This window comes from Vibrio sp. SCSIO 43155 (assembly GCF_023716605.1).
Taxonomy (GTDB): domain Bacteria; phylum Pseudomonadota; class Gammaproteobacteria; order Enterobacterales; family Vibrionaceae; genus Vibrio; species Vibrio harveyi.
Window position 1 is genome coordinate 323,522 of the sequence record NZ_CP071853.1, and the last position, 22,658, is coordinate 346,179.

The window sequence follows — 22,658 nt, forward strand, 5'->3', positions numbered from 1 at the left end:
AAATAAAAAGGAGCATGAAGCTCCTTTGTTGTGGATTGTGCAATCTTAGATTGCGTAAATGTTAACCATTACGACTCAGCGTCTTCTTTGTGGTTTTTACGGTAATATTCCCATTGCTCAACACGCTCATTTTCAGACAATAGGCAGTAAGTTACGCGTTCACCGTTTTCTGTCACTGTATCTAGTTCACCACCTTGCTGCACGCAGTATACTGCTGCTGGGTTTGCTGCTGATGTGTATTCGTTTGAGCGAGTTGCACCTTCATAAGTAGAACAACCTGCCAACACCATTGCTGCCGCCACTGCCGTTACTAAAGCCGTCTTTTTCATTCTTGATCTCCGCGTGGGAATTACGAGTAGTGTGTTGATTATAGGAGAGTTTAAGAAAAATACTGTCTTATGTTTGTTAAAAGCACGACGCTTGAAAGGGAATTCTGTGTAATTTTAGAATTTGCTCACTGTTCGTCTGTATATCCAAGTATCTCAAGGTTATCTTGGGTGACATTGTTGTAGGCTTGCGCAAATTGAAACTTGGGAATAGTTATGAATTTCGGTAGTATGCGCGCAAAACATTCACAGCGGATCCTGCGATGAGACACTTAAAAACAACTACGCACCCAGACATCGAACATTTGGATGACAAAATCATCTTTCAGCGTAATGCAGCACGTGCCATTGTGCTTGATGGTGAAGATGTTCTTCTCCTCTACACTGAACGTTACCACGACTACACTCTGCCGGGTGGTGGTATTGATGAAGGCGAAGACGTGATTGCAGGTTTGGTTCGTGAACTCGAAGAAGAAACTGGTGCGAAAAACATTCACAACATTAAGCCATTTGGTATCTTTGAAGAGTTTCGTCCTTGGTACAAAGACGATGCGGATGTGATGCACATGACGTCATACTGCTACACGTGCAAGATTGACCGTGAGCTAGGTGAAACGTCTTATGAAGATTACGAAGTGAAAAACGGCATGCGTCCAGTTTGGATGAATGTGCATGATGCGATTGCGCATAATGAAAAGACGATGGCAGAAAGCCCAAAGAAAGGAATGAGCATTGAACGCGAAACCTTCTTGCTCCAACTAATCGCAAAAGAGTTGTTGTAATCACCCTTCGATCAAAGTTGTAACTTCCAGCCAATAAAAAAGTCCGAGCTCCCCCCCGGAACCCGGACTTATTCCAGACGCGCAAGCGAAGCGTCATCTCGATATTCTGTATTTTGTTTCAATCTGTAAAAACAATAGCGGTTTTATATTTGTTGTGTAAATAATTAATAGGTCTAACCATTGTTTTTCACTGAATTTGCACCCGTAATGTGATGCATCTCTACTCAATACACAAGCACAAATTGGTGAATTATCAGCAAACCACTGCTCTTTCTTATCTTTGAGATACATTACCTTAACTTTTATGCACGCGTTTGCATCGAGATCACGAGTTTGCAAATTGGCAGTACAGGATCTTGTATTTTTACGAACACCTGACATTGTCGAGTTTTAGTGATGGGTGTCACAATTCGACCAGAGGTGGTAATCGACTAAGGTCTATAAGCGGTTTGGTGTAGATAGATGACTGGTCGGAAAATAACAGCAAAGGCTGAAAAGAATCCGTACGAAGTTGTTGTACATCAACCAAGCGCTCTAGTGCGTAGAAGCGGTTGACGTACTCTTGTGTTTCATTGGGTAAAGTGAGCGCATCAAAATGTCGACTGCCCGCATTTTTCATCGCCCTTGATACGCGTCCCTCGCCCGCGTTGTAAGCTGCTAGAGTCAGTGCCAAGTCTTGATCAAACTTCTCATACAGGAACGCCAAGTATTTCAACGCCGCTTGAGTGCTGGCTTTGGTATCAAACCGTTCATCATCGGTGTCTGATACTTGTAAACCAAATCGTGTCGCTGTGGCAGGGATTAATTGCCATAGACCCGCAGCATTCGCATGTGAGACGGCTTGAGGGTTATAAGACGATTCCAACATGGGCAACAAAACGAATGTGGGCGGTAACGACTGCTGCTTAAGCTGTTTGAAAATATGATCGAGCAATGGGCGAACAGAATCGAGACGTTTGGCAATTTGGCTCTGGTAGGGCGCGAGCACTTGATATTGTTGGGTAATGGTTTCTTCGTTGGGTTTGGCTATTGAGAGAGAAGAAAAGCAGGTGAGCCAAAACGCAAAAAAGCCCACAGTAATCGACCTGGATGGAGGAAGATTCTGTAGGCAAGGCGAGAATTGTTTAGAACGAACGCTCTTCATAAGTGTGTTGCACAGGTTGCTTGAGTTGACTGACCAACTCTTGGAACGCCGCAGAGCTTTGACCGTTGCTCTGATTGTCCGTTTGGCATTGTTTTACCAAGGTTTCCAACAGCGCCCATTGTTTTCTTGCTTGCGTGCCAATTTTAGCAGGCAGAGCATTGAAAATTCGATTCACACTGGTTTCGTTGCAAGGGAGTCCAAGCGAGCGCATCAACTGACTTCTTTCACTCGCCGAGCGACTAAGTCGATTCAAAATTGGCGTTTGCTTTTGAATGTTCTCGCTAAGCGATTCCCCATCAAACTTCAAATACAGCGTTTTTTGTTGCTGAATAAGCTCTAGCAATTGCTGGTAGAGTTTAATGTCTTCCGCTAGGGAACGAACAAATTGTTGAATGTGCTGCGATGCGGCCGTTGCCATGCATGACTCCTAGTGCGCTGCGTTACTCGTGACCAGTGTGGAACTGCATTACTGCTTTGGATAGTGCTTTGGTATCCAGATTCAGTTCACCACGTGCTAATGCGTTGCGGATCTCTTCAACCTTTGCCATATCTACGTCTGGCAGTGATTTCATTTCTGCTTGAGCGCGATCGATGGCGGCAGTGTTAGCTTGGAATGCTGGCTCGCTAGTTTTGCTCTGTGCGATGGTTTCGACAGGCTTCTTGCTTGCTTGCTGGAATTTCGTTTGTGGGACATGACCGCCCGCGACTTTGTCGATTTTCATGCTGTTGTCCTCAATCATCATGTTCTAAATCGAATAGGCGACTAGGGTGTGATGAACATTAAATATTTATTTTTTGTACTCGAAGTTCACCTGTGCTGACGAGTGTAAAAATCAAAAAATGATAACCTGAGTCCAAAATCAGAACTGAGTATGTACTTGATTTAACCCTGTCACGACTGCTCGTATCACTTTGCCAGAGCTGATGTTTTCTACATCGATCTGCTGACCTTTCCTTCCCTGTTCTAGGGCGACGCCTTTGGTACTGGCGCTAAATCCATCTTTGCTCGCAACAATAATCACCTCGTTGCCTTTCTCAACCAGAGCAGGGGAGCTTAGGTTTGAAGGATCAATAATTTGTCCGGCGCGAATACGGCGAGAGGTCTCCAATCCTACCGCTTGGCTCACTTGTGTGTAGAAGTCGTCTTGGCGCGAAATCGTGCGCGTTTCAGATTTTAAATGAGTCGCGGAGATCGTTTCGTTACGCCCAATTGTGCTGGTCGCAATGAGGACAGGGAGTGTCACTGCAGATTTGATTGTAACGTTGATTCGCCAAGGAGAGGTGATGTCCTCACAACTGACCGCGCGCTTCAAATTGCCAACAGGCAGTGGGCGATTATCTCGTCCTGCGATGACCAAAGGCGACGTACAGGCGGGCAAGTGATTGGCAGAGCCCGGAACCCAAATACGATATTCGAGCTGATAGGTTCCCCAATGGTGTGAACGCGCGATTTGTGCGACTTCTTGCTCAAATTGTTCACTGACGGTGACTTTTAGTTCGTTCGCAGTGAGGTTTTTCTCAGCGGCAGCGGCACTTATCGAACTGGCACTCAAAACCAAACCACAAAGCAGCATAATTTGGGGAAATCGACCTTTCCCCTTGTTTTGAGTGGTTTCCGTAAACCGGAAGCGAGGCTTCCTTTCTTGTTTGTAATTCATTGATTTTTATAAGTAATTTTTATGGCACGCATCTTGTTTCATTCTTGGCGTATTCGAGCCGACTTGAAGGAAAGATGCATGGCGATCACATTCGAAAATGCGTTAGGTGTACATCCAGAGGCACTTAATTTTCGCGTTCAGCGTACCAAAGTCCTCGCCAGTAACCTAGCAAATGTTGATACCCCAGGGTACTTGGCAAAGGACCTGAGCTTCACCACCGTGATGAACAATATGTCGACGGGAAGTGTGAGCAAATCAGTGCCGAAGTTTCAGGTAGAGGCGCAATATTCAGTGCCTTACCAAAACAGCAAAGACGGCAACACCGTAGAACTTGGTGTTGAACAAGCCAAATTCACACAAAACAACATGGACTTTCAAACCAGCCTGACGTTTCTCAACATGAAATTCAGTGGCTTGGCGAAAGCGATTGAGGGACGTTAAACATGTCATTTACTGATATCTATTCGATCACTGGCTCAGCGATGACGGCGCAAACCGTTCGTCTGAACACGGTAGCCAGTAACCTTGCAAACGCCGATGCGGTGTCTGCCAACCCAGATGATGCCTACAAGGCACTTAAACCTGTGTTTGCAACTGTGTATCAAAAAACGCAAATGGCAACAGAGAACAGTGCTTATCCAAATGCAGAAGTTCGCATTGTGGATGTTGTGAAAAATGCAGGGCAGGCAGAGAAGCGCTTCGAACCTAATAACCCATTGGCAAACGATGAAGGTTACGTGTACTACCCGGATATTGATGTGGTGTCAGAAATGGCAGACATGATGTCAGCGACACGCAGCTTCGAGACCAATGTCGAGGTATTGGCGAATGTGAAAAGCATGCAGCAAGGTCTGCTTCGATTAGGGCAGGGTAGCTAATGAGTATTGCACAATACACCCCACTGTCTTCCGATAAGCCGGTAACAACCAAGTCTGGCAGTGACGCAAGTGTCTCTGCTAACCCATCAGATATGAACAGTGCCAGCTCACTGCAAAATGAGTTTATCTCGTTGATGGTTGCACAAATTCAAAACCAAGACCCACTAAACCCGTTAGACGGAACCGAGTACGTTGGTCAACTTGCGCAGTTTTCTCAGGTGCAGAGTACCGAAAATATGTCGAAGTTAATGCAAAACAGCATGGTGTTACTCGACAACATGCAAGTGCTTTCGACCGCTGGTTTGGTTGGTCAAACCGTGTACGTTTCATCGAATGAGTTTGAACTCGGTGAAGGCGCGCAAAACGGCAAGATAGAACTAGAACATGGTTCTAACCAAGTAACGCTAGTGGTGAAAGACCAGTTTGGTCAATCAACGAAAGTGCCTCTTGGCGCGCACGCTGCTGGTGATTTGGAATTCTCCATTAATCCTGAAGAGCTCGGTTTGAAACCGGGTAAGTACACCGTTGCGGTGGAAGTTCAAGATGGGCAGAAAAGCCCTAAAGTTTTGCTGGCAGGCACGGTTGAGCAGGTTCGTATTCCAAGCTCAGGTGGCTCAGCACTGGTCAATGTTCAAGGCGTTGGCAACGTTCCTTTCTATCAAATTACTCAGTTTGGTGCTTAACCAAATAAGGAAATCAGAGGTTATTTATGAGTTTTAACATCGCACTTAGTGGTCTGGACGCGACCAATACAGAATTGAACACCATCAGTCATAACATTGCTAACGCATCGACGTATGGTTTCAAAGGCGGTCGTACTGAATTCGCGGCGGTTTACAACGGCATGCAGCCAGGCGGCGTAGAAGTGGCGTCAATCTCTCAGAACTTCGAAAAAAACGGTTCTGTAACGGGTACTGGCAGAGCAATGGACCTAGCAATTAACGGCAACGGTTTCTTTGTGACCAAAGACTCTATGGGTCAAATGCTCTACACCCGTGCTGGTGTATTTAGCACAGATAAGAACAATTTCGTTACCGCGAACAACGGAACCAAACTACAAGGCTACAGCGTTGACAACAATAATAACCTGCAAACAGGTTCAGTCGGCGATATCAAGGTATCCACTTCTTCTCTGAGTGCTAAAGCAACAAGCAGCTTAGAATTTGTTGCTAACTTCGATGCAAGTGCGACCAAGATTGATCAAGCGGTTTATCCATTTAATTCTTCGGACCCTAAATCATTCAACTCTTCTTACACCACCAAGGTTTTCGACTCGCTAGGCAATTCCCATACGGTGACTCAGTACTTCACTAAAACGTCAGATAACGAATGGCAAGTGAATGTAGAAGTGGATGGCGCGCCTACGACTCCTGCAACAGCTCAAACCGTTCAATTCAATACCGATGGTACGCTGGCTTCTCCTGCTGGCGCATTTAATGTGGCATTCCCAGCCGCGGGTGCAAACGCAATGAGCGTTGATATTAGCCTTTCAGGTAGTACTCAGTTTGGTGCTGCATTTGGCGTGAGCACCAATAATCCAAATGGTTACACATCGGGTGAACTTGCTGGCGTTAGAGTGGAAGACAACGGCATGGTTTACGCGACGTACACCAATGGTCAATCTCAACTTCAAGGTCAAGTAGTGCTTGCGGACTTTGCTAACACGCAAGGTCTATCGAAAGTGAGCGGTACCGCTTGGACACAAAGCTTTAGCTCTGGTGCGCCGATCATGGGCGTTCCGGGTACAGGTACACTGGGTGACCTTACTCCGGGTGCATTGGAAGGTTCTAACGTTGACTTAACCAGTGAGCTTGTCGCGCTAATGACGGCGCAGCGTAACTACCAAGCGAACGCCAAAACCATCTCAACCAACGACAAGCTAACTCAAGCTCTGTTCAACGCAGTGTAATGGGAGTATTGCATGGATAGCTTGTTATTTACTGCAACGTCTGGTGCGAGCCGAGTTCTTAAGGCTCAGCACGTTCGTTCTAACAACTTATCGAACGCCGATACTGCTGGTTTCCGTGCGGATATGGAACGTGTACGAAGCGTTGAATTGCAAGGTGCGGGCTTTGATGGTCGCACCATGGTGGTGACGAACTCTGCATCGACGCGTTTTGATTCTGGCGACATCATGAAAACGGGACGCCCCTTAGACGTTGCGATCATGGGTGAAGGCTACCTAACAGTAGAAACACCGGCTGGAAATGAGGCTTACACGCGTGCGGGTAACATCAAAATCGATACGTTTGGTGCCATGAGTATCAATGGATTTCCCGTTGTAGGTGAAAACGGACCAATGATCGTGCCTGATTTTCAAAAGATTGAGATCAGTGAGCGCGGTCGCGTGTCTGTGATCCCACCGGGCGGTGGTGCAGAAGTTGAAGTTGGCACTTTAAAAATGGTGAAACCTGCCATTAACCAACTTCAGAAAGAAAGCGACAGCTTACTGCACAGTGTTGATGGTGTGCCTTTTGTTGCTGATGAAACGGTGCAATTGGCACCAGAGCATATCGAAGGTAGTAACGTTTCAGCCATCGATGAACTACTCAGCGTGATGTCACTGACGCGCAACTTCGAGATGCAAGTTCGCATGATGAAAACCGCAGAAACCTTGGCGCAAGCCGGAAACAAATTGATGGCAGCGAGATAACACTTTTTGCTCAACGTAAATCGTGCTTCTAGATAATTCCTGCCACAAAGGAGATAACCAATGCATTCAGCATTATGGGTAAGTAAAACGGGCATGGCAGCTCAAGATACAAAAATGACTGCCATCTCGAACAACCTAGCAAACGTCAACACGGTCGGCTTTAAGCGTGACCGAGTAGTGTTTGAAGACCTGTTCTACAGCATTCAGCGTCAGCCAGGCGCGCAAGTTGACCAAGTTAACGAGCTACCAACCGGTGTTCAGTTGGGTTCTGGTGTTCGTGTCGTGGGGACGCAAAAAGTCTTCACACAAGGTAACACACAAAACACGACTGGTGAGTTCGACTTGGCGGTAATGGGGCAGGGCTTTTTCCAAATCGAAAACTCTGACGGTCAGATCATGTACACCCGAAATGGTCAGTTCCATATCAACTCAGAAGGTTTGATGGTGAACAGTCAAGGTCTACCACTAGAGCCTCAAATTCAGATCCCAGATAACGCCATTTCATTCTCTGTTGGTGTGGATGGCACGGTAACAACCACGTCAGCAGATGACCCGACGCCGCAACAACTAGGGCAAATCACTCTGGCTAAGTTCATTAACCCAGCAGGCTTAGAAGCAGTGGGTGGCAACTTGTTCCGTGAAACAGCAGCAAGCGGACCAGCTGACGAGTTAATCGCAGGTGAAGATGGCGCGGGCAGCATTAAGCAAGGGGCTTTAGAAGGCTCTAACGTGCAAGTTGTTGAAGAGATGGTCGACATGATCACAACTCAGCGCGCATACGAAATGAACGCAAAAGTCGTTTCTGCAGCGGATGACATGCTGAAGTTTGTCGCACAGGCAATGTAGGTAAGAAATTGGTGATGATGAAGGAAAAAGCAATGAAATGGCTTTCGAAAAGTTGGGCAGTTGCCGTCGTGTTGCTGGTGGGATGTGCTGGGCGTCAGGAGTTTATTCCGCCTGAACCAAATGCAGAGGAATACGCGCCGCCGGTGTTGGATTACACCTTGCCAGAAGCAAACTCAGGTAGCCTTTATCGTCACCAATACACCATGACGTTATTCCAAGACCGACGTGCCTACCGTGTTGGTGATGTCTTGACGGTGCAGCTATCGGAAGAGACGGAATCTAGCAAAAAAGCAGGCACTAAGTTTGGTAAAAGCTCCACTGTAAATTTTGTTGCGCCAACCATTGGCACTAAAACCATCGATGAATTGGGTGTAAGCGTGGACGGTAGCCGTAATTTTGATGGCAGCGCTTCTAGTTCACAGGGCAACAAATTACAGGGTGCAATCACGGTTACTGTGCATGAAGTGCTACCAAATGGTGTGCTTCGTATTAGCGGTGAAAAGTGGTTGCGACTTAACCAAGGCGATGAATTTATTCGCCTAACTGGCATCGTGCGTGTTGATGATATCAACCGTAGCAACCAAGTTTCTTCTCAGCGTATTGCAGATGCTCGTATCACCTATGCAGGTCGCGGCGCATTAGCTGACAGCAACGCAGCTGGGTGGCTGACGCAGTTCTTCAACAGCCCATGGGTACCATTCTAATGAAGCCAATTAACGCATTCTTTTCTTCTTTCCTATTGGCATTGACCTTGGGACTTCCTACCACTTCGCAAGCTGAAGTGGAAATTCCGATCATGGACTTGGTGGATGTTCAGGGCATCCGAGAAAACCAATTGGTCGGCTACGGTTTGGTAGTGGGCTTGGCAGGTCAAGGTGATCGGAACCAAGTTAAATTCACTGCTCAATCGATTACCAACATGTTACGCCAATTTGGTGTACAAATTGATGACAGCATGAACCCGAAACTACGTAACGTTGCATCGGTGAGTGTTACTGCATCGGTAGACCCAATGGCGGGACCGGGTCAAACACTCGACGTTGTGGTCTCTTCTATTGGTGACGCGAAAAGCTTACGTGGCGGTACGCTATTACTTACACCACTGCGCGGTATTGATGGTGAAGTTTATGCCATCGCTCAAGGTAGTGTGGTAGTTGGCGGCTTGTCGGCAGAAGGCAAAAGCGGCTCCAAGGTAGAAGTGAACACACCAACTGCAGGTCGTGTTCCAAACGGTGCAACGTTGGAGCGAGAAATTGAAACAGACTTTAACCAGCGTGGTGAAATCACGTTAAACCTTCGTAAGCCAAGTTTCACTACCGCAAAAAACATCGCCCGTGAAATCAACAACACCTTTGGTCCAAATGTAGCGAAAGCAATCAACAAAGCACGCGTTGAAATGCGAGCACCAATGGATACCCAGCAGCGTGTAACCATGATGTCGATGCTAGAAGAGATGAGCGTGGAAGAAGGTCGTAAACCGGCTCGAATTGTTTTCAACTCTCGTACTGGCACCGTTGTCATCGGTAAAAATGTCAAAGTGGGCGAAGCGGCAGTTAGCCACGGTAACTTGACTGTCCGTATATCGGAATCGCAACAAGTTAGCCAGCCGAACGCCTTTGCTGGTGGTGATACAAAAGTCATAGATCAAACGCAAATTAACGTTGATGAAGAGCTTGCGCAAATGGTGATATGGCCGCCGGGAACGGAGCTAAACACCATCGTCAATGCAGTGAATAGCTTAGGTGCGACACCAACGGATCTGATGTCGATTCTGCAAGCACTCAGTGAAGCGGGTGCGTTGAATGCCGAGCTTGTCGTGATTTAAGGAATTTGAGATGAAATTAGATACCAGTAACGATCAAGCCAAACTGAGCTCCATGTTGTATCACGACAATAGTGCGTTAGCGAATATCAAGAGAAGCCGTGATCAAGAAGGTGCCTTGGAAGTGGTTGCAGGTCAGTTTGAAGCCATGTTTCTGCAAATGGTGCTTCGTCAAATGCGCAGCAGTAGCGACGTGTTGGCTGACAAAGACAGTCCATTTGCTAGCCAACAACAAGGTGTGTTTCGCGATATGTATGACGGTCAACTGGCAATGGAGCTTGCTAAAAAGCAAAATGCGGGCATTGCCAATATGCTGGTTCAACAGCTAAGCCCATCAATGCGTGAGGTAGCATTCGACCAATCACGCAGTATCTCTTCGGCGAATGATGGAAAAGTGGCTTCGCTTGAACGCAAGTCACAACTTGAAAGTGATGATATCGCCACAGTTACTGATGCAGTTAATTCCGTGCAGCAAGTGGTCGCCTCTGTTAAACAAGTGCTCGGTGAAGCCGGTATGACGACCGCGTTTACTCAGCCGCTGATCAGAAAAATGGAGCTGTAAATGAACCTTGTTAATATCGGCCTTTCAGGCTTGAACGCAAACCAAGTCGCACTTGAAGTGACGGCACAAAACGTGGCAAACATCAATACGCCAGGATACAGCCGTCAACAAGCGCTTATGGCATCTGTAGGGGATGGCAAGTACAACAAGCTCAGTCCGGGCATTGGTGTTGAAGTCACAAGTATTCGCCGCGTAACAGACCAGTTTTTGGTCAAACAGACTTGGTCGACAAACAGCCTAGCGTCATACTCAAGTGGTTACACTACCGCAATGAGCCAGCTTGAAAGTACGCTTGGCGCTGATGGTTTTAGTATTTCTGCGGGCTTGGATTCGCTTAACGCAGCTTTGAATGATGCCACAGTAAAACCAGAATCAATTCCATACCGTCAGCAAATTATCAACGAATCAGAAGCGTTAGCGCGCCGCTTCAATACGTTAACCGAGTCGCTTCATAATCAGCATAAAGACATGAGTGAGCAACGTAATGCGGCGTTAAATCATGCCAATAGCTTGATGACGAACATCGCTCACATAAACAAACAGATTGTCGAAATGCAGGGAACGGGCGGTAACCCAGCTCAGCTAATGGATACTCGTGATGTTTTGATTGGTGAGCTCTCTCAGATCGTTGAAATCAAGACAACGGATCAAGCTGATGGAAGCATGCAAGTGACACTCGCTTCAGGTCAGCCTTTGGTGATGGGGACTGATTACGGCCAGCTAACGTCGAAGCCAAATCCTTCCGATCCTTATCTTGCTGATTTAAATGTTGAGTTTGCTTCTCAAAGTTTTGGTCTCGATCAATCTGTCGGTGGCAAATTGGGAGCGATTAACGACTATCAAACAGAAATCCTAATGCCAAACCAAGTGGCACTGGACGATATGGCAAAGGCGATGGCAGACGAGTACAACGCGGTGCTTGCGACGGGTAAAGACCTGAAAGGTAACTCGGGCAAACCTTTGTTCAGTTACGACCCAGCAAACCCTTCATCTAGCTTAAAAATTACGGGAATCAGCGCAGAGGAATTGGCATTCTCAAGTGATGGCGCACCAGGTAATGCCGACGTACTGAATAACTTGATTAAGCTGAGCAACAAACCGGTCGCCATTACAGGTTTTGGTTCTTTGAGCTTGAACGACGCATTTACCGCAATGGTTGGTGAAACGGCGATTAAAGCGCGCCAAGCTGCGGCAGATTATGAAGCAAAAACCGCAATGAACAAGCAAGCTCACGCGGCACGCGATAATGTTAGTGCGGTTAACAGTAATGAAGAAGCGGCGAACTTGATGACGTTTGCTAACGCACACAATGCCAATATGAAAGTCATTAGCACAGCTAACCGACTTTTCGATGCTGTATTGCAGCTTTTCTAAAGGGAACTCGATATGCGAATCAGTGATACTCAATTTAGCCAAATGATGCTGCAAAGCCTGCAGACCAACAACGCAGGTTTGGGGAATGTGCTACGACAAATGTCGACAGGTAATCGACTGACCAAGCTTTCAGACGACCCAATGGCGTCCATTAAGCTACTTAACCTTGAGCGTGAAAACAGCGCAATCGGTCAGTACAAAAGCAACATTGCCAATTTGAAAACGACGCTTTCTGCACAAGAAACACATTTGGATTCTGTGAATGAAAGCCTGAAAAGTGTTCGTGATTTGGTGCTTTGGGGAGCAAATGGCTCGTTAACCGATGAAGACCGTAGTGGCATGGTTACCGAACTAAAAAGCTACCGAGATGCCATCCAGTCGTCGTTTAATGCACAAGACGAAGAAGGGCATTATTTGTTTTCAGGCACCCAAACCGACAAACCCGCGGTGAGTAACGCGAGTGGTGTTTACCAAGTAGACGGTAATAGCGATAAGCGTGTTGTGACGGTTGCTAAAGGCGTCACTATGGAATCCAACATGACCGCCAAAGATATTTTAGAGCTTAGCAGTGGCGACAATATGCTAAACCAACTCGATGCTTTAATTGCAGAATTTGAGAAGCCGAGTCCGAATTTTAGAGCTGAAGTGGACGCTAGCCTTGCTGCCATTGATGATACCTCTGCAAACGTATTAGGTGCCATCACAGAAATTGGTGGTCGCCACAACAACCTAGATCTGATGGATGGGGCTCACGGCGAAAACAAGCTGTTTGTTGACAAAGTGACAAAGGATCTGTCTGCGCTCGATTACGGTGAAGCGTCAGTACGTTTGAGCAACTACATGACTGCGTTACAAGCAACGCAAGCTAGCTACGTTAAGATCAACGCTCTCAATCTGTTTGATCGTATTTAAGGAAGTTTTATATGGTGATGAGCACAGTAGAGGTAAGACCCCACAGTATACGCTTAGGTGGGCAAGAACAAGCCTCTATCATGCCGACCCGCTCAGCGGATACGAGCAGTGCGATTAAACCGCGTCCTAGGCAAGTTCAGGCTGACACCGCGTCAGCCTATTCTGTTTCCGGTATTCAGCTTACTCAAGGTCAGCAACAAGCAACCGCTGTGCAGATCGCATCAAAATCGCTGCAAGTGATTGGTAGAGAGCTGACTCAAATTAAGCGAGGTTTGACTCAAGCCGTTAGCCAAGGAACACAGAACGTCCCTGGTTTGCAAGACAGTTTAGTTCGCTCCAAAACGTCCATTCAGCAAGTGGTTGATCAGGCGCGTTTTGATGGACAAAAGGTGATTGATAACGAACTGCACCTAAAACTGGATAAAGCCGATATTCGCCGCTTCTCTATCCCGGGTTTGAACGTACATCGTTTGAGTGAAAAAGCAGAGCAAATTCGCTTGGATTTTCCGCAGGGTCAATCGGTGATGATCCAGTTTGACGGTCAGGCGGATGGTGCGCGTACGGTGAAAATGCTCGATCGCAGTTTGATTGCGATGGGAATGCGCGCATCACTGGCGGAAGACGGCACTATTTTATTTGAAGCGCGCGATACTGCTTATCAGCAAATGCAGCAAAAGGTATTGGTGACGGGTGAAGGGCATCGATTCCCAGCGGGGCACGCTAATGTTCTGAACCTAAAATCGGAACCTGACGGTATTGCAGAGTTAAGCTTTGACCTAGGTTCTCGCGATGGCATCAAACAAACTATTGCCAAGGTGAATCAGCATTTAAGACAAGTGCAAACCAGCTTGGAAGAAGCCAAAGCTTTTCACGGTGAGTTGAGTGCTCAGATGCGTTCGGTGCAAAGTAAATCTAACCAGATGAGTGCCGAGGATGTGAATTCGAAACTCGATGGATTTATGGCAACGTCAGATCAATTTACCTCAACGTTCCAAGCGCTTAATGCACAAGCGAATGTGCGTCGCCATACGGTTGTGGCGCTCCTGAAATAACCTTTCAAGAACACTCCAAGATTCCCTTCTCGATTCTATATGTGGTTTCAAAAACCAGAAAAGAGTTGGGAATCGCCTTTCTAGTTCGCGATTAAAAGAGAGATTCCAGACACTTAATTCCTCAACTCTGAAAAGACGATCATTAGGCGCGTATTCCGCTTTAGAATTCGTCAACCGCTCAATACTCTTCTGGGTCATTCCCGAGAGCGACGTCGGGAATCTCTTTCTTTGTTCAAACACTATTCTGCTTGCTCAACAGGTCCTGCAACCGAACGATGGAGTTTTTGGAACAACCACCCAAGTCCAATCAGTGACGCCCCCAACCCCAAGAAGCTAACCGCTCGCCAGAAGCCATCTAGTGAGCTTACATCCCACAAGAATACCTTAAGCGCGACGCACGCCAACACTGCCAAACCAATGCGTTGAATCGTCATCGCTTTACGTGTTGCGCCTACCCAAGTGAGTAAGCCGCCGACAATCAAACCAGCAATCGAGTAGGTAAACAGCTCTGCCATACCCGTTGGTTGAGCTAGCGTCATCGAGATAGGCTGCCAGAATTGGCGAATCGACATACCTAGCCAAGCTGCCGTTAAGATAAGACCAAAGCTAGTAACAATAGGACGTGGGATTTGCAATGTGTCCCAGTGTTTGTAAGTGGTTACTAGCAAAATAATTGCAGGCAGTAGCCAGCCGAGTGATAGCATGTTAAACACAGGCATGGATTCAGCGGAAACATTATTGACCATCAACGGTGATTCAAGGCTATTGAGTAGCATCACCAACACAACAAAGACGCCCCAAAGTAGGTAGCTGTAAGCTTGATAAACACGTTCTAATTGCTGCGCGAACTTGCTGCGATAGCTGTAAACCAATCCCATCACGAACGCTTGGTTGGCAAACACAATGGCAGAAGTGAAATCGACGTAGCCAAGGTAGCTGTATTGCCCCGTCAGCCAGTAGTTGGTCTGAGTGAATACTGCCATCAAGAACACGTGTAAAAATGCACCTTCAAACCAATTGGCGAGTTCTGTATCTGAGTGATGTAATACAGTACGAGCGTAAGCAAGAATCGCCAAAGACGGCAAGTAACTGATCAATACCCAAGCCCAGTGCCCTGCATTAACGGGTTGCCACTCTGGAATGAATGGTAGCAAAGTCAGACGCACGACCAAGATCCCCATGGCAACTTTCACTGCCCAACTTGCAGGGCGGAACAGGTTGGCTTGAGTCTGTAATGCCATTACTGCCACTTGAATCGAAATGGCAGTTGTAAGCCATGTGTCATTGAGCCAAACAAAAGCCGTTCCTGCAATGATGGCGTGCATGATAGCTGAACACTCCAGCGCCAGAGCTTTGAATTTCTGTCCTAGTAAGGCGTAATAAACCGCAATCACTGCGGTGAAGAGTGTCCAAGCAAAAACATGACGACTCATAAACTCGTACGCGTAGAGCAGGGTAATCAATGTCATTGCTGGGGCAAGAACAAGGAAGAGGATACCCGTCAGCCGTGAGTGATCACCTGCTAGTGTCTGGAATAACGTTCGCAGTGCAATCAACGCAATACTGACACCGAGCGCAACCAATACTGGTGTTTGCCCCTCTGCCATATAGATAGACTCAAGCGCGATAGAAAGCAGCATGATTGCGGTAGAAGCCACCAAAATTGATGGTAAAAAGATTCTTAACGACCAAGCCTTTCGAACGGCTGGTAGCCAAATCATGGCAATAAAGAACACATAGAAGTAAACCATCTCTGCGGTATCAACGCTAGACATGCGAGCCAATGCCGACAGCATTAACAACGTGACAGCCAGAGCAATGCCTGTTGGCGGATGTGTCCACTTACCTTGGCAATGACGGTAACGCGGTTTGAGCATCCAGCCCATTCTTGGTACGACAAACAACAGGTACAAACTGAGTGAAAGGAAGAGCGTAAGCCAAGAGAATAGTTGCTCTATTGGTATGCTTTCGATCAGCAGAAGCATCCACAAAACATGCGGCACGGTCATCGATGGTGAAATCCAAGCGTGTCGGATCTTTTGCATTAACAAAGTCGCGGCAACTGAAATCGCAGTGATATAGCCCGCGAGCAAGTAATAGTTGGGCTCTGCGCCGCCAATCCACAGGGGCGCGGAGTAGCCGCCGATCAAACCAAGTACAGCCATTAAAGGTCCCTGGCGCAAGGAGAGAGCTAAGCTCGAAAAAGCGGCGCCCGCTAAGATCAGCAGCGATGCACTGGGCGATAATAGCTGATAGAAGACAAACGCAAAGATCACTGTGCAGTAAATCCCTGTTAACCCTGTTCCGGTAATGGCAGCAGGCACGTAAGTAAAACCTTTCGCTCGTTCTGCTCGGTCTGAGGATTTTTGCTCACGGCGATGGAACCATTCACCTGCTATCACGGTAGCAAGGGAGATTGAGAATGCGATGGTCACGCGCATGATTGGTGAGAATTCGATATGACTACCAATCACTTGCACGAGGTAACCGCCACCAATCAACATGGCGAGCGCGCCAACCCAAACCAACCAATTTTCTTGGATGTTGGTCAGCAGTTTATTGGCTTGCTTCTCAAAAACGGATTCACTGCTATGGGCTAAACCACCAATGTGCACTTCGTCGAGTGGCGGGAGGCTCGGTTCAACAATTGGTTGCGGCATTTCTTTGGCGGCTAGAGATGCAGTTCTTGGCTCTGGATCTGATTTAGGCTCAGGATCATTAGGTGGTACGGGACTGTCTGGTGGTGTTGACGCATGCAGTGCTGCTGTAACCTTATGCTCAGGCTGTGGAGTCGTTGATGTATCTCCCTCAAACCAACGCGCACGCAGCTCTGTCAGTTCTTTATGAAGCAGAGACACTTCGTCTTCGAGCCTTGATATTCGACCGACTGCTTTCCATGTGATGACTATGGCACAAACCGCCAAGATGACCGCCAATGAGATTAACAACTGTTGCACTCCCTTCCTTGTTTGAGAACCCTTAACTTTGAGCAACTTAGCTAAGTTTAGTTCACTGTGTGGCAAGCTAACGGGATATATACCCAAGTGACTTCAAGATGCAGGATTCAGAGCGTTGTCATTGATTCTCTGTTTTTACCGAAAGCTAGCAAGGAAAACAACGTAGCGTAATAGCCCGCTCTTTCCAAGTTGTTTGACGCAGCAATCGGGTCAATGACACGCTCCCAAAGGGCGAGTTGACTGGGCTTGTATACTTTGTTGTCGATTCTTGATTTAGACCCGCTAGACCTTTAAATCGCCGCCGCGTCTACAAACCCAGTCATTCTCGCTGAACCGAGCATCTCGAGGTTACTTGGGTATACAACACAGACCGAGAATTTTGAGGGAGAGTCGCATATTTGAACGAAAACTGGCGGAGCATTCACACTAAACTAATCTTTTTTATAGAGTTAATTGGTTTTGGGCGAAAGCTCACCATAACAATAACAAATTAGGTGATGATAAATGCAAGTGGGCAACGAAGCGCTGGTGCTGTCGGCGGTTGGGGTTATCGGTTTAGGTTGTCAATGGTTGGCGTGGCGAATGCGCTTACCTGCCATTCTGTTCTTGCTATTAGCAGGGATCATTGTTGGTCCGATTCTACAATGGCTCAATCCAGATGACATTCTCGGGGATTTACTCTTCCCCTTAGTTTCCCTCGCTGTGGCGGTGATTCTATTTGAGGGCAGTTTAACCCTTAACTTTAAAGAGATCCGTGGCGTGAGCGGTTCGGTGTGGAGCATCGTGTCTGTCGGCGCAATCATCTCTTGGGTGGCAACCAGTGTGGCGACGCACTATTTCCTTAACTTTACTTGGGAGCTTGCGATTTTATTCGCCAGTTTAACCGTAGTTACTGGTCCAACGGTGATCGTACCATTGCTAAGGACCGTGCGCCCAAGCTCCAAACTCGCCAATATTCTGCGTTGGGAAGGCATTCTCATTGACCCATTAGGCGCGCTGTTTGTAGTGATGGTGTACGAGTTTATTGTCTCGCACAATGCCGTTAACAGTGTCGAAGTATTCGGTACCATCATTGCGGTGGGTTTGATTCTTGGTGTTGCCTCCGGTGCTGCGGTATCTACCGTTTTGCGCCGAGCTTGGTTGCCGGAATACCTTCAGCCATTTGCGGTTCTGATGGTGGTGCTCGGTGTGTTCTCGATTTCTAACCAAATGGAATCGGAAGCAGGGCTATTGACGGTTACCGTGATGGGCATGTGGTTAGCAAATGCAAAGGGCATCAACATTCAGCAGATCCTGCACTTTAAAGAGCACTTAACCATCTTGTTGATCACCGGGTTGTTCATCTTCTTAGCGGCTCGAATCAGTCTTGATGACTTTGCCGCGCTTGGCATTGGTGCGGTAATGTTGTTTGTTTTCATGCAGTTGGTATCGCGTCCACTTTCGATTTTCGCTTCAACTATTCGCAGTAACTTAACCTTCAAGGATAAGCTGTTCCTCTCTTGGGTTGCGCCGCGCGGTATTGTTGCAGCATCCATCTCGTCTCTGTTTGCTATCAAGCTGACAGAATATGGCATTTCAGAAGCCATGCTGTTGGTGCCAATGACCTTCATGGTGATCATCGGCACCGTGGTACTACAAAGTGCGACGGCTCGCCCTATGGCTAAAGTGTTGGGCGTGGCTGAGCCAGCACCGAGAGGCTTTCTATTGATTGGCGCAAACCGAGTGGCGCAAGAGATAGGAAAAGCACTGGCGAGATACGATCGCAAAGTTCTGCTCACCGATTCTAACTGGGATTACATCAGCCAAGTTCGCATGTTGGGCTTAGACCATTACTACGGTAACCCGATCTCTAGCCATGCGGATGATAACCTGAACCTGATTGGTATTGGACAAGTGGTGGCACTGACGCCAGACCAACACTTCAATATCATGGCGTGTATGCAATTTGTCGGCGAATTCGGCGAAGATAAAGTACATTGCCTGCAGAAAACCAAATCTAACGGCAATGAAAAACACTCGGTTGCCGAAGAGTATCACGGCAAATTGCTGATGGGTGGCAACGTCAGTTACACCCAAATGGCAAGTTTGTTGAGCCAAGGGGCAGAAATCAAACACACCAAGCTAAGCGAGAGTTTCACCTACCAACATTACCTTGATCACCACAAAGACAATTTGATGATTCCGCTTTTCCATGTTGAAGAGAAAGGCAAAATTCAATTCTGTGATGATCCAGACCAGTTCAAACCGCCTACAACCAGCACTGTGGTGGCACTTATTCAATCAGTCGAGACTCAATAGCTCAAATGGCGTATAGAACTGCCACTCTTGGCACATCGGAGTGGCAACATTGTTAATCGTTACCCAAGCTTAATAGAGCAGTGAGGCGTAGTGTTTTAAACGCTGCTCCTTAATATGATTCCTTAGTCATAAGATCAGAGCCCACAAGGCTCGATTCGGCAAATAAATTGTTCAATTTCCGAATTTTCGCATTGACGGCAATGACAAGGATCGCAATACTGCGCGACTGTTTTACTTTAGGGTGACATTATGGCTCCGCAATCTAATCGAAAAGACTTACATTTAGACGCTGTTTTACATCATGACATGAACATGAAAAGCAAAACGGCGGGCTTTGAGTCTGTCGAATTTGAGCATTGCGCATTGCCTGAATGTGACTTTAACACCATCGATCTTTCGAGCGAGTTTCTTGGTCATTCATTGGCGTTGCCGTTTTTGATCAGTTCGATGACTGGCGGCGCAAAAGACGCAGAAATCATCAACTGTCGTTTGGCAGAAGCGGCTAGTGAAATGGGCATTGCGATGGGGGTTGGCTCACAGCGAGTGAGCCTAGAAGACAGCCTACATTCAGGTCTGGGTAAAACCATTCGTGATCTCGCCAAGGGCGTGCCTTTGTATTCCAACCTGGGTGCCGCTCAACTGAGAGACAAACAACGTCTCGACAACGCCCAACGTGCGGTCGACTTTATCCAAGCGGACGCTTTATTTGTGCATCTCAACCCTATGCAAGAAGCTTTTCAACAGAATGGCGACCATGATTGGATTGGTGTGCTTAAATCGATTGAGCAGCTAAAACAGCGCATTGATGTTCCGATGATCATCAAAGAGGTGGGTTTTGGCATCAGTGGTGCAGTGGCGAAACAACTTGTTGAAGTAGGCGTGGATGCGATTGATGTTGCAGGCGCTGGTGGTACAAGTTGGTCAGCGGTCGAAGGTTACTGTCAGACAGACAATAAGATGCAGCGCGCAGCTGAGTTGTTTCGTGACTGGGGCATTCCAACGGCTAAGTGTGTAGAGCAAATTCACGCTCAATACCCTGACTTACCTTTAATTGCGTCTGGCGGCGTGCATAACGGCTTAGAAGCCGCGAAGGCGATACATCTGGGTGCCAATCTAGTTGGGCAAGCTGGTGCGGTATTAAAAGCCGCAACAATCAGCACACAGTCTGTTGTCGATCACTTTGAACAAATGGCATTAGAGCTGCGTTTAGCGTGCTTTGGTACCGGCTCTGCAAATCTCCAAGCATTGACCCAAGCTCGTCGTCTTTAGCTCAACGGCTAATATTTACTCGCTTATTGATACAGTTAGGTTGATTTCGCCGAATTTCACGTCTTTTACAGAGTGAACGTCGATAAATTGTCTGAGTCTTAACACTTGCGCTGATATTTTGGGTATAGTCCATTCATCAATTGAAAGTGGAACCTGAATTTATGAAAAAATTGGTAATGCTACTGCTAGCGGCAACAGCGCTTACCGCATGTACTGACGAAGTGGGCACAGAAGCTTGGTGTAAAGACATGCGTGACAAGTCTAAAACAGAGTGGACCGCTGACAACGCAGTAGATTTTGCAAAGCACTGCGTTCTGCAAGATGGCATCGGTAGCGAGCAGTGGTGTGAAGATTTAAAAGAGAAGCCAAAAGGCGATTGGACAGCCAACGAAGCGACTGGCTTTGCTAAGCACTGCGTGTTCTAAATTGACCGAACAAAATTGAGAAAGCCGAGCGTCATGCTCGGCTTTTGTGTTTCTGTTTCTTTACTTCCAATTTGTCGTTCCATTTTTGCAAACCTGACTTACTTATCTTTATTTCGTTGGATGGGACTGGCATGGTTACCGTAATTCCAATAAGAGAAGGACTAAAAAATGGAAGTACTCAAAGGTTCATGTCTGTGTGGCAAGGTAAAAATCGAAGTTGCGGATGAATTCAAATACATGGGCAATTGTCATTGTTCTGAATGCCGCAAGTTTACGGGTTCTGATTATTCATCGGCGGGAGGTGTTGCACTCGACAAGCTGATAGTTATCGAAGGTGAAGAGCATATCCAAACCTATCAGAAGAGCGCAAATACCGAACTCTCATTCTGCCGTCATTGCGGATCTAGCCTCTATTCGAAAAAGAACAACGGTATTGTGAATGTTCGTTTAGGTATCCTTGACGATATCCCTGCCGACAAACCGAGTTTCCACATTTTTGTAGGTTCGAAAGCGCCATGGAATGAGATTACTGATGAGCTTAAACAGTTTGAAGCGGAGCCGAAGCTATAGGTCGGTTTCTTGCTGCGTTTAGTACAAAATCGCTAAGGATTTAAAGTTGTGAGATAGAGCCACTCAATTGAGTGGCTTTTTGCTTTTGAGTGGCAGTAATATCCGACACTATACGATTAATTAACATCGACAGTTTTTTGGGAGAACATCAGTGAGCGAAGAATACAACCAAGCCATTTCTAAGCACTACGCGGCTTATCGTCCGCCACTGCATCAAGTGATTTTGAAAGCCAATTTGGAAGAGTTACCTCAGTTTCAATTGGGGTTGGATATCGGCTGCGGCACGGGCGTATCGACGTTTGCTTTGGCTAAGTTCTGTCAGCAGGTTCATGGGGTTGACCCGAGCACATCAATGATTGAACAAGCCAAACCATCAGTAAGTATTGAATATCATGTTGGTGACGGTGAACACGTACCTCTTTCAGACAGTAGCGTGGATGTGGTGACGTTTGCTGGCTCGCTCTCTTATGCAAAATCAACGGCTTTATTGGCAGAGCTACAGCGTGTTTGCCAGCCTAAAGCACATGTCGTGGTTTATGATTTTGAAGTACTGCTAGAAAAACCTCTTGAGCAGCTTGGTATCGAGATGGACTTGGTTGAATCCAACTACGACCATGCTATCAACTTCAGCGATTGTGAAGGGTTTCAAGCGGTCAACGTTTATAAAGAGACAGTAGAGTTAGAAGTCAGTGCTGAAGAACTGGCGCATGTGTTGTTCTCGTCTTCTAAGCGATACTCCAAGTTAGCGGAAGCGTTTGCAGGAGATGACCCATTTGTAAACGCTGTTGAAGCGCTGAAACAGCATAACCAAAAGCATGTTATCCAAGCGGATACTTATTTCGCGATGTACCAAATCAACATCTAATGCTCTTGTCCTATAAACCCTCTTAAGACCGCTAATTCAGCGGTCTTTTTGTTTGTATATTTTGTGAAATACACGCGCTTTTTACCTTGTTTGTGAATTTGCGGTCAGATTTTTGGTAAATGTTTCATTTGTAAGTAAATCCAAGTGAAAGTGCGGTTTGGCTCTAATTTTGAAGGCGAGCGCTTATGATAGTCTCACGTCAATCTTGGCGCAGAATTTCAGCCACTGTGTGGCTGTTCATCGGTCTGTTGTCCAGTCACCGAAT

At 46.9% G+C, this 22,658-nt stretch carries 24 protein-coding genes; 18 read left to right on the top strand and 6 right to left on the bottom strand.

The window, feature by feature from the left end; all coding sequences use genetic code 11:
• Positions 1-68 precede the first annotated feature (68 nt).
• Positions 69-329 carry a putative hemolysin gene (locus J4N44_RS18505; RefSeq protein ID WP_005445386.1) on the bottom strand — a complete coding sequence of 87 codons (261 nt, stop codon included), beginning with the start codon at positions 327-329 and terminating at the stop codon, positions 69-71.
• Between the two features lie 260 nt (positions 330-589).
• On the opposite strand from J4N44_RS18505, the gene J4N44_RS18510 reads away from it, so the two are divergent.
• On the top strand, positions 590-1,108 hold the full coding sequence (locus tag J4N44_RS18510; RefSeq protein ID WP_005445385.1) for an NUDIX hydrolase: 519 nt from the start codon (positions 590-592) through the stop codon (positions 1,106-1,108).
• Between the two features lie 403 nt (positions 1,109-1,511).
• Here J4N44_RS18510 and J4N44_RS18515 read toward each other — a convergent pair whose 3' ends face one another.
• The 4 genes from J4N44_RS18515 to flgA form a co-directional block, all read right to left on the bottom strand.
• Complete coding sequence (locus J4N44_RS18515) at positions 1,512-2,189, bottom strand: lytic transglycosylase domain-containing protein (RefSeq protein WP_050934169.1); 678 nt, start codon at positions 2,187-2,189, stop codon at positions 1,512-1,514.
• A 43-nt stretch (positions 2,190-2,232) separates the two neighbouring features.
• Entirely contained in the window at positions 2,233-2,670 is a 438-nt protein-coding gene (gene flgN, locus J4N44_RS18520; protein ID WP_005445383.1) for a flagellar export chaperone FlgN, read from the bottom strand.
• Positions 2,671-2,692: 22 nt separating this feature from the next.
• Complete coding sequence (gene flgM / locus J4N44_RS18525) at positions 2,693-2,974, bottom strand: flagellar biosynthesis anti-sigma factor FlgM (protein ID WP_026000156.1); 282 nt, start codon at positions 2,972-2,974, stop codon at positions 2,693-2,695.
• A 138-nt stretch (positions 2,975-3,112) separates the two neighbouring features.
• Positions 3,113-3,910 (bottom strand): flagellar basal body P-ring formation chaperone FlgA, encoded by a 798-nt coding sequence (flgA, locus tag J4N44_RS18530; protein ID WP_252045573.1) that lies wholly within the window; start codon positions 3,908-3,910, stop codon positions 3,113-3,115.
• A 78-nt stretch (positions 3,911-3,988) separates the two neighbouring features.
• Between flgA and flgB the strand changes: the two genes are divergently transcribed.
• The 12 genes from flgB to J4N44_RS18590 are packed head-to-tail and all read left to right on the top strand — an operon-like array spanning position 3,989 to position 14,009.
• Positions 3,989-4,351, top strand: a complete 363-nt coding sequence (flgB, locus tag J4N44_RS18535) for a flagellar basal body rod protein FlgB (protein WP_005445380.1) — start codon at positions 3,989-3,991, stop codon at positions 4,349-4,351.
• Positions 4,352-4,353: 2 nt separating this feature from the next.
• Entirely contained in the window at positions 4,354-4,788 is a 435-nt protein-coding gene (gene flgC, locus J4N44_RS18540) for a flagellar basal body rod protein FlgC (RefSeq protein WP_005445378.1), read from the top strand.
• Positions 4,788-5,471, top strand: coding sequence for a flagellar hook assembly protein FlgD (gene flgD / locus J4N44_RS18545; RefSeq protein ID WP_005445377.1), 684 nt, complete (start codon positions 4,788-4,790; stop codon positions 5,469-5,471). The genes flgC and flgD overlap by 1 nt, the downstream gene beginning before the upstream one ends.
• A gap of 26 nt (positions 5,472-5,497) precedes the next feature.
• Positions 5,498-6,697: a flagellar hook protein FlgE gene (flgE, locus tag J4N44_RS18550; protein WP_005445376.1), complete on the top strand. Its 1,200-nt coding sequence runs from the start codon at positions 5,498-5,500 to the stop codon at positions 6,695-6,697.
• Between the two features lie 12 nt (positions 6,698-6,709).
• Positions 6,710-7,441: a flagellar basal-body rod protein FlgF gene (gene flgF, locus J4N44_RS18555; protein WP_029789141.1), complete on the top strand. Its 732-nt coding sequence runs from the start codon at positions 6,710-6,712 to the stop codon at positions 7,439-7,441.
• A gap of 60 nt (positions 7,442-7,501) precedes the next feature.
• A complete protein-coding gene (flgG, locus tag J4N44_RS18560) occupies positions 7,502-8,287 on the top strand; it encodes a flagellar basal-body rod protein FlgG (protein WP_005445374.1) in 786 nt (261 codons plus the stop codon).
• Between the two features lie 32 nt (positions 8,288-8,319).
• Positions 8,320-8,991, top strand: coding sequence for a flagellar basal body L-ring protein FlgH (gene flgH / locus J4N44_RS18565; protein WP_009696916.1), 672 nt, complete (start codon positions 8,320-8,322; stop codon positions 8,989-8,991).
• On the top strand, positions 8,991-10,112 hold the full coding sequence (locus J4N44_RS18570; protein WP_222327167.1) for a flagellar basal body P-ring protein FlgI: 1,122 nt from the start codon (positions 8,991-8,993) through the stop codon (positions 10,110-10,112). Before flgH ends, J4N44_RS18570 begins: the two co-directional genes overlap by 1 nt.
• A 10-nt stretch (positions 10,113-10,122) precedes the next feature.
• Positions 10,123-10,671: a rod-binding protein gene (locus J4N44_RS18575; RefSeq protein ID WP_053048973.1), complete on the top strand. Its 549-nt coding sequence runs from the start codon at positions 10,123-10,125 to the stop codon at positions 10,669-10,671.
• Positions 10,672-12,045: a flagellar hook-associated protein FlgK gene (flgK, locus tag J4N44_RS18580; protein ID WP_009701130.1), complete on the top strand. Its 1,374-nt coding sequence runs from the start codon at positions 10,672-10,674 to the stop codon at positions 12,043-12,045. It abuts the gene before it with no gap.
• Between the two features lie 12 nt (positions 12,046-12,057).
• Complete coding sequence (gene flgL / locus J4N44_RS18585) at positions 12,058-12,957, top strand: flagellar hook-associated protein FlgL (protein ID WP_009701129.1); 900 nt, start codon at positions 12,058-12,060, stop codon at positions 12,955-12,957.
• 11 nt (positions 12,958-12,968) lie between these two features.
• On the top strand, positions 12,969-14,009 hold the full coding sequence (locus J4N44_RS18590) for a hypothetical protein (RefSeq protein WP_005445367.1): 1,041 nt from the start codon (positions 12,969-12,971) through the stop codon (positions 14,007-14,009).
• Between the two features lie 239 nt (positions 14,010-14,248).
• Here J4N44_RS18590 and J4N44_RS18595 read toward each other — a convergent pair whose 3' ends face one another.
• Positions 14,249-16,966: a DUF2339 domain-containing protein gene (locus J4N44_RS18595; RefSeq protein ID WP_252045574.1), complete on the bottom strand. Its 2,718-nt coding sequence runs from the start codon at positions 16,964-16,966 to the stop codon at positions 14,249-14,251.
• A gap of 504 nt (positions 16,967-17,470) precedes the next feature.
• On the opposite strand from J4N44_RS18595, the gene J4N44_RS18600 reads away from it, so the two are divergent.
• From J4N44_RS18600 to J4N44_RS18620, 5 genes are all read left to right on the top strand, one after another.
• Positions 17,471-19,264, top strand: a complete 1,794-nt coding sequence (locus J4N44_RS18600; RefSeq protein WP_038898208.1) for a cation:proton antiporter — start codon at positions 17,471-17,473, stop codon at positions 19,262-19,264.
• 249 nt (positions 19,265-19,513) lie between these two features.
• Entirely contained in the window at positions 19,514-20,533 is a 1,020-nt protein-coding gene (gene fni / locus J4N44_RS18605) for a type 2 isopentenyl-diphosphate Delta-isomerase (protein ID WP_252045575.1), read from the top strand.
• Positions 20,534-20,694: 161 nt separating this feature from the next.
• Complete coding sequence (locus J4N44_RS18610; protein ID WP_005445362.1) at positions 20,695-20,958, top strand: DUF3012 domain-containing protein; 264 nt, start codon at positions 20,695-20,697, stop codon at positions 20,956-20,958.
• 168 nt (positions 20,959-21,126) lie between these two features.
• The gene (locus J4N44_RS18615; RefSeq protein WP_009696921.1) at positions 21,127-21,528 is read left to right on the top strand and encodes a GFA family protein; all 402 of its coding nucleotides are present in this window, start codon (positions 21,127-21,129) and stop codon (positions 21,526-21,528) included.
• A 151-nt stretch (positions 21,529-21,679) separates the two neighbouring features.
• Positions 21,680-22,393: a class I SAM-dependent methyltransferase gene (locus tag J4N44_RS18620; RefSeq protein ID WP_252045576.1), complete on the top strand. Its 714-nt coding sequence runs from the start codon at positions 21,680-21,682 to the stop codon at positions 22,391-22,393.
• Positions 22,394-22,658 lie beyond the last annotated feature (265 nt).

Bases quoted from the DNA above. Each gene is read 5' to 3' on its own strand.
- J4N44_RS18590 (WP_005445367.1), top strand. From the start codon at position 12,969: ATGGTGATGAGCACAGTAGAGGTAAGACCCCACAGTATACGCTTAGGT.
- flgD (WP_005445377.1), top strand. From the start codon at position 4,788: ATGAGTATTGCACAATACACCCCACTGTCTTCCGATAAGCCGGTAACA.
- J4N44_RS18600 (WP_038898208.1), top strand. From the start codon at position 17,471: ATGCAAGTGGGCAACGAAGCGCTGGTGCTGTCGGCGGTTGGGGTTATC.
- J4N44_RS18570 (WP_222327167.1), top strand. From the start codon at position 8,991: ATGAAGCCAATTAACGCATTCTTTTCTTCTTTCCTATTGGCATTGACC.
- J4N44_RS18610 (WP_005445362.1), top strand. From the start codon at position 20,695: ATGAAAAAATTGGTAATGCTACTGCTAGCGGCAACAGCGCTTACCGCA.
- flgL (WP_009701129.1), top strand. From the start codon at position 12,058: ATGCGAATCAGTGATACTCAATTTAGCCAAATGATGCTGCAAAGCCTG.
- flgM (WP_026000156.1), bottom strand. From the start codon at position 2,974: ATGAAAATCGACAAAGTCGCGGGCGGTCATGTCCCACAAACGAAATTC.
- flgN (WP_005445383.1), bottom strand. From the start codon at position 2,670: ATGGCAACGGCCGCATCGCAGCACATTCAACAATTTGTTCGTTCCCTA.
- flgE (WP_005445376.1), top strand. From the start codon at position 5,498: ATGAGTTTTAACATCGCACTTAGTGGTCTGGACGCGACCAATACAGAA.
- flgB (WP_005445380.1), top strand. From the start codon at position 3,989: ATGGCGATCACATTCGAAAATGCGTTAGGTGTACATCCAGAGGCACTT.
- J4N44_RS18505 (WP_005445386.1), bottom strand. From the start codon at position 329: ATGAAAAAGACGGCTTTAGTAACGGCAGTGGCGGCAGCAATGGTGTTG.
- fni (WP_252045575.1), top strand. From the start codon at position 19,514: ATGGCTCCGCAATCTAATCGAAAAGACTTACATTTAGACGCTGTTTTA.
- J4N44_RS18510 (WP_005445385.1), top strand. From the start codon at position 590: ATGAGACACTTAAAAACAACTACGCACCCAGACATCGAACATTTGGAT.
- flgG (WP_005445374.1), top strand. From the start codon at position 7,502: ATGCATTCAGCATTATGGGTAAGTAAAACGGGCATGGCAGCTCAAGAT.
- J4N44_RS18615 (WP_009696921.1), top strand. From the start codon at position 21,127: ATGGAAGTACTCAAAGGTTCATGTCTGTGTGGCAAGGTAAAAATCGAA.
- J4N44_RS18575 (WP_053048973.1), top strand. From the start codon at position 10,123: ATGAAATTAGATACCAGTAACGATCAAGCCAAACTGAGCTCCATGTTG.
- flgA (WP_252045573.1), bottom strand. From the start codon at position 3,910: ATGAATTACAAACAAGAAAGGAAGCCTCGCTTCCGGTTTACGGAAACC.
- flgF (WP_029789141.1), top strand. From the start codon at position 6,710: ATGGATAGCTTGTTATTTACTGCAACGTCTGGTGCGAGCCGAGTTCTT.
- flgH (WP_009696916.1), top strand. From the start codon at position 8,320: ATGAAATGGCTTTCGAAAAGTTGGGCAGTTGCCGTCGTGTTGCTGGTG.
- flgK (WP_009701130.1), top strand. From the start codon at position 10,672: ATGAACCTTGTTAATATCGGCCTTTCAGGCTTGAACGCAAACCAAGTC.
- flgC (WP_005445378.1), top strand. From the start codon at position 4,354: ATGTCATTTACTGATATCTATTCGATCACTGGCTCAGCGATGACGGCG.